Source organism: Hymenobacter profundi, from assembly GCF_019334315.1.
GTDB lineage: Bacteria > Bacteroidota > Bacteroidia > Cytophagales > Hymenobacteraceae > Hymenobacter > Hymenobacter profundi.
Genome location: NZ_JAHWGL010000164.1, coordinates 1 through 6,128 on the forward strand (window position 1 = coordinate 1; position 6,128 = coordinate 6,128).

4 protein-coding genes are annotated in these 6,128 nt (G+C 54.8%); 1 reads left to right on the forward strand and 3 read right to left on the reverse strand.

The genetic code is table 11. The features are described from left to right. Window positions 1-112: 112 nt before the first annotated feature. The 3 genes from KYK14_RS21260 to asnS form a co-directional block, all read right to left on the reverse strand. Window positions 113-703 carry an arylesterase gene (locus KYK14_RS21260; protein ID WP_246601974.1) on the reverse strand — a complete coding sequence of 197 codons (591 nt, stop codon included), beginning with the start codon at window positions 701-703 and terminating at the stop codon, window positions 113-115. A gap of 220 nt (window positions 704-923) precedes the next feature. Beyond that, window positions 924-2,789 carry a DUF8201 family protein gene (locus tag KYK14_RS21265; RefSeq protein ID WP_425514710.1) on the reverse strand — a complete coding sequence of 622 codons (1,866 nt, stop codon included), beginning with the start codon at window positions 2,787-2,789 and terminating at the stop codon, window positions 924-926. A 45-nt stretch (window positions 2,790-2,834) separates the two neighbouring features. Beyond that, entirely contained in the window at window positions 2,835-4,232 is a 1,398-nt protein-coding gene (gene asnS / locus KYK14_RS21270) for an asparagine--tRNA ligase (protein WP_219161681.1), read from the reverse strand. Between the two features lie 262 nt (window positions 4,233-4,494). Here asnS and rpoN point away from each other — a divergent pair, with 262 nt between their 5' ends. Further along, window positions 4,495-6,063 carry an RNA polymerase factor sigma-54 gene (gene rpoN, locus KYK14_RS21275; RefSeq protein ID WP_208307750.1) on the forward strand — a complete coding sequence of 523 codons (1,569 nt, stop codon included), beginning with the start codon at window positions 4,495-4,497 and terminating at the stop codon, window positions 6,061-6,063. Window positions 6,064-6,128: the final 65 nt, after the last annotated feature.

Below are 6,128 nucleotides of genomic sequence, written 5' to 3' on the forward strand. Positions count from 1 at the left end.
GGACCTTCTCACGTTTGAACGACGGTTATACTAACGACTCGTTCAAACGTGAGAAGGTCCTTCGCTGTGCTCGGGATGACAGACGCTTTTTAATGCATGCTATCTGTGCACCCTACGTCACCACTCCTTCCAGCACTTCCCACACATTCTCAGCCAATATTTTCTGGCCCTGAGCGTTAGGATGCACGCCATCGGGGAGGTTGAGGTTGCGGTGGCCCAGCACACCCTGCAACAGAAAGGGTACGAAAGCCAATTGATTACGCTCGGCCAGCGTACGAAACAGCGCCTTAAACTCCGTGGCATATGCACCTAAGTGGTGCCCGCCCAACGGTCCCAAGTCAAACGGAAACTCCAGGCCCGCCAGTACCCGCCGCGCCTGTGGGTAGCTGCGACTCACCTCGTCTAAAATGAATTGCAGGTTCTGCATGGTATTGCGGGGCGGAATACCGCGCAGGCCATCATTGGCTCCCAGCGCTAGCACAAATACATCCACGGGCTGCCGCGCCAGCACACTGCTAATGCGTTGCCGACCACCAGCGGAGGTTTCACCGCTTACGCCGTAGTTAAAGGTTTTGTAGGGTAGGGAAAGCGTGTTGATACGCTGTTGAATGAGTGAAGGAAATGCGGCGCTACCGGGCAACTGGTAACCCGCCGTGAGGCTGTCGCCAAAGAAAATAATGTTCTGCATAACGAGTATCTCCATACGCCACCGGCCAAATTCAGGTGCCCCCATGGGCAACTAAACTTGGCCGGTTGGTAAGGGATAAACAGTTGTGCGAAACTTAAAATTCCGCGTTTTTCGGGAAGCGCGGGAAGGGAATTATTGTCTACTATTACAGCGTTGTGTGGCTACTAGAAAGACATCATATAGCTGTTTATAAGATACTTGCTATATAATGTCTTTGAAAGAATGAATAGGGTGATTAGTCTTGCACCATCCGAAAGCCCTGACGTAGCGTAGTGCCACGCAATTGCAGACCTAGAGACAACGAATCGGTACAAGGCAGCAGGGCGTTTCCGCAGCGTCTATTGGGCCGTACGCCTGTTCGTACAGGGTAGGAGCCCACCTGACCAGCCACCTGTGTGCGTACTTCTGGGTAGTCGGCCGGCCAAGTGACGTGGGCCGTTAGGGCGGCCGGTTTTGCCAATTCATGGTGCAGGCCGTTTAGTGTGTAGAGCAGACTAAGAGCACACAAGCCCCAGCCAGCTATTTGGCTCCACCGAATGGGCAATTCACGAGCAATAATCAACGGGCTCAGCAGAGCAGCCCCAATCAGATAGGCGTAAGCAAAACGCATAGCGGGGGCTGCCACAAACCAACTACCGCAGCCAAGCAAAAGCAGCAAATAAAGTGTTGGATCTATGCGTTTTATCAAAGCGCTGTAAGCAGTTTTCTTCGCTACTAATTGCCAAACCAGCCATCCTGCTATCAACCCGATGCCTGCTACAACCACTAGCAGCAGCAGCTTATCAGCTGGTTCCTGCTGCATCCACCACAACGGTAGCCACTCCTCTAAGGGCTGCTTCGCTGCCAGGGGCCAGTCGCCCAAAGGACGTCGGGCAAAAAGGCGAATCTCTACTAAATCAGCAGTTAGTTGGGTAGGCGTTACGGCCCAATCGCGTACGACAGGCCCCAAACTGCCCGCCAGCGGATAAGCGAGGTAGCCTGATAACCCTACGTTCCGCCCTACCCAAGGAAGCAGCACCAGCACGATGACACCCAATAGCAACCCCAAACGTCGCCAACGCCCCTGTGCGGGCCACCAAGCCGCCACCAACGGCCACAGCAGCATAGTGCCAGCTGATGACTTTACAGTAACGGCTGTAGCAGCTATTACGCCTACCCAAATAAGGCCAGCGGAAGACAAACGGGGCGTTTCGAGCAACAGCCCTAGTAGTAACAAGCCGAGTACGGCTGCGGTGCTATCGGCTAGGGGGGAAGAAATCCAAGGACGCATCGTCATCAGCAGCAGGAGTATGCTACCTAGATAGAAAATGGCCAACCAGGGTCGAGGGCCTACCCGTAGCTGCCTGCCGGCCCGACGTACGTGGTGAATGGTCAGCAACAAAAAGCCTAGACTACTCACCGTTTGCTGAAATGCTGGAGCTTGGCTAAGTGGGGTGGCTGGACTGAAAAAAGCCGTTAATAAGTGAGCATGTGAGTTGAAAGCCAACTGTCCACGCAGATTACCTAATCCTGGTACCAGCGGGTAGCGATGCATCCACTGAATAAACTGCGCATGGTACAGGGCCGAGTCGGGAAATGTTGGTGGTTGGGCTGCGTGTGTCAGAATTAGTACCACCAGCGCTCCGGCCAGCAGGCCAGCAAGGGCCCCCGCTTCTTGCCAACTACCACCGTAGGTAAGCAGCAATAAGAGTAGTCGAACGCGGTTTGTGACGAGTAGTACACTAGATAAAGCGCTTAATCCTAATTGTATAGGTAGAGCGACTGGTAGCGCAAAGCTAAGGATTGCTACTAACCACGCTAGTACCGATAAGCCACCGACTATTAATAATTCTGGGCTGTCTTTTAGCAGGCAAGGTAGAGGCCCCCAAATCCGTTTCAGCAATTTTTCTAAGCCTAGGCCAAACCCCAGGCCTACCCCAGCCGCCCATGCCCAGAACACGATAATAAGAAGCATATGTGATAAGCAGTTGGCTCTTACGCTACCAACCGGAGGGTGCAATATAAGGTAACGCTGTACCGTACAACTCGCAGGCCCAGCGCAATATGTTCGCGCTGTTACAAAGCGGGCGGCTCCATAAGGAAGCCGCCCATCGGAAACCATTCACAAAATCCGTGAAATCCACTATAATCTGAGCGAATCCGCAACTTAAAATTCCGCGTTTTTCGGGAAGCGCGGGAAGGGAATCACGTCCCGGATATTAGCCATGCCCGTCACGAACAGGATGAGACGCTCGAAGCCCAGGCCGAAGCCGGCATGCGGCGCCGTACCGAACTTGCGCAGCTCCATATACCACCACAGCTCGTCTTCGGGCACGTGCATGGCAGCCATACGGGCGCGTAATTTTTCCAGGTCCTCCTCACGCTGCGAGCCGCCGATGATTTCGCCGATGCCTGGAAACAGCACGTCCATAGCACGCACGGTCCGGTCGTCGTCGTTCATCTTCATGTAAAACGCCTTGATATCCTTGGGGTAGTCGGTGAGGATAACGGGCTTCTTGAAGTGCTTTTCTACCAGGTAGCGCTCGTGCTCCGACTGCAAATCGGTGCCCCAATCCACCGGGAATTCAAACTTCTTTTTCGCCGATTTCAAGATTTCTATGGCCTCCGTGTAGGTCAGGCGCTGGAAATCATTGTCGACCACGAAGCGTAGGCGCTCCAGCAACTCCTTGTCGTATTGGTCGTTGAGGAATTGCAGGTCATCGGCGCATTTATCCAGGGCGTAGCGCACGAGGTACTTCAAGAAGTCCTCGGCCAGCTCCATGTTGTCCTGCAAATCGTTGAAGGCCACTTCCGGCTCAATCATCCAGAACTCAGCTAGGTGGCGGGCCGTGTTGGAGTTCTCGGCCCGGAAGGTAGGACCGAAGGTGTATACCTTGCCCAGCGCCATAGCCGCTACCTCACCTTCGAGTTGGCCCGATACGGTGAGGTTGGTTTGCTTGCCGAAGAAATCCTGCTTGTAGTCTACGCCGGCTTTGTCCTCCGTGAGGGGCGGGTTTTGGTCGGGTAGGGTGGTCACGCGAAACATCTGGCCCGCGCCCTCCGCATCGGAGCCCGTGATGATGGGCGTATGGATGTAATAGAAGCCGTGGTCGTTGAAATACTGGTGCACGGCAAAGGCCAGCGCGTGGCGTACGCGCAGCACCGCCCCAAACGTATTGGTGCGGGGGCGCAGGTGAGCTATTTCGCGCAGGAATTCCAGGGTGTGCCCTTTCTTCTGCAACGGGTAGGTTTCGGCATCGGCTTTCCCAAGCACCGTTATTTCGGCGGCCTGAATTTCTACGCTTTGCCCTTTGCCTTGCGAGGCTACCAACTGGCCGCGCACGGCCACACACGAACCCGTCGTCACGTCCTTCAGCGACTCCTCCGGGAATTTCTCGGCGTCGGCTACTACCTGGATATTATGAATCGAAGAGCCGTCATTTACGGCGATGAACTGCACGTATTTATTGCCGCGGCGCGTACGCACCCAGCCGTTCACCACTACTTCGCGCTCCAGCTCCTGGCTGCCGAGCAGCGCCTGCACGTTCGTTCTTCTTACAGTCATTGGGACTCAGATTCAGGTTAAAGTTCTGAGCCGCAAAGGTAGAAGTTTTAGCAGGGGTAGCAGTACAAAAGAAGAGATTGGCTATTGATGTATAAAATTTTGGCTTATTGCCAAGCTTTCTATTCAAAATCCTGAGCAGCCCTCGAATGATACAATAGCTGCCCGCTATCCAACTTTTTTGCCTATGCCAAAGTGCAGAAAGGCATATATTTGAGAGCTGCCACAAGCATTGTGCCGAGGATTTAGAAAGCGCCGAAATAGTATGCAACGACTGGATATGAAACAGCTTCTTTCGCAGAAGCTGTCACCCCAACAGATACAGTTTATCAAGCTGCTGCAGATTCCGACTGCCGAGCTGGAAGCCCGCATTAAGGAAGAGCTGGAAGTGAATCCGGCGCTGGAAGAGGGCGACGACGCAGAGGACTTTGAGGAGCAGGACCGGGAGGAGGACGACGCCGACGACGATTTCGACGACCCGGACGCCGAGTTCGACAACGACGATAACACCCTCGACGAGGATTTCGACCGTGCCGAAGAGCAGCCCGAACTGGAGCTACCGCAAATCGAAGAATCTACGGCCGAAAAAGAGACCAGCGACGACCTAGACCTGGGCGACTACCTCAACGACGATGAAATAGCCGGCTATAAGATGCAAGGCGACGGCCCCGGCGACGCCGACGAGGACCGCGAAATGCCCCTAGCCGACAATGGCGCTTCGCTGATTGACAGCCTGCTGGACCAATTGGGCTTTGTGGCCGTCTCGGATAAGCAGCGCATCATTGGCACCCAGCTCATTGGCTCCATCGACAGCGACGGCTACATCCGGCGTGACTTGTCGGCCATTGCCAACGACCTGGCTTTCTCCCAGAATGTGGAAGTCACGACGGAGGAAATCGAAACCGTGCTGCGCCTGATTCAGTCGTTTGACCCGCCCGGCATTGGGGCCCGCGACTTGCAGGAGTGCTTATTGTTGCAGCTAGAGCGCCGCCCCGCCGACCCCGACGTGGAAAACGCCGAGCGTATTTTGGCCGAAACCTACGAGGAGTTCACCAAGAAGCACTACGCCCGCATTCAGCAGCGGCTGGACTTAGAAGACGAGGAAATACGGGATGCTATTGCTTTGATTCTGAAGCTGAACCCTAAGCCCGGCGGCTCTGGCCCGGTAGGTATGGGCAAGGTGCAGTACATCATTCCCGACTTCATCCTGACCAACGACAACGGCCAGTTTCACCTGTCGCTGAACGCCCGCAACGCGCCGGATTTGCGCGTGTCGCCGGCCTACACGGAGATGTTTCAGGCCTACGACAAGGCCTCGAAAAAGGACAAGAAGATGAAGGAAGCCGTCACCTTCGTGAAGCAGAAGCTCGACTCGGCCAAGTGGTTTATTGATGCCATCCGGCAGCGCCAGCAAACCCTGCTGCGCACTATGGATGCTATTGTGCGCTACCAGCACGACTTCTTTGCCGAGGGCGACGAAGGCCGCCTGCGCCCCATGATTCTAAAGGACATTGCCCAAGAAATCGGGATGGATATTTCCACCGTGAGCCGGGTAGTGAATTCTAAGGCTGTGCAAACAGAGTTTGGCATCTACCCCCTCAAGTATTTCTTCTCCGAAGGCATCGCCACCGACTCGGGCGAGGATGCCAGCTCGCGCGAGGTGAAGCACATCTTGAAGGAAATCATCGACGGCGAAAGCAAAGGCCGGCCACTGTCGGACGACAAACTGGAAAAGATGCTCAATGCCCGCGGCTACAACATTGCCCGCCGCACGGTAGCCAAGTACCGCGAGCAATTGAATATCCCGGTAGCACGCCTAAGAAAGGAGCTGTAAAGTACTGATATAGTGGGTAGTGAGATAGTAATTTTGCAAAGATGCGTGTTATCCTGAGCGCAGCG

Bases quoted from the DNA above. Each gene is read 5' to 3' on its own strand.
- asnS (WP_219161681.1), bottom strand. From the start codon at position 4,232: ATGACTGTAAGAAGAACGAACGTGCAGGCGCTGCTCGGCAGCCAGGAG.
- KYK14_RS21260 (WP_246601974.1), bottom strand. From the start codon at position 703: ATGGAGATACTCGTTATGCAGAACATTATTTTCTTTGGCGACAGCCTC.
- rpoN (WP_208307750.1), top strand. From the start codon at position 4,495: ATGCAACGACTGGATATGAAACAGCTTCTTTCGCAGAAGCTGTCACCC.
- KYK14_RS21265 (WP_425514710.1), bottom strand. From the start codon at position 2,789: ATGGTTTCCGATGGGCGGCTTCCTTATGGAGCCGCCCGCTTTGTAACA.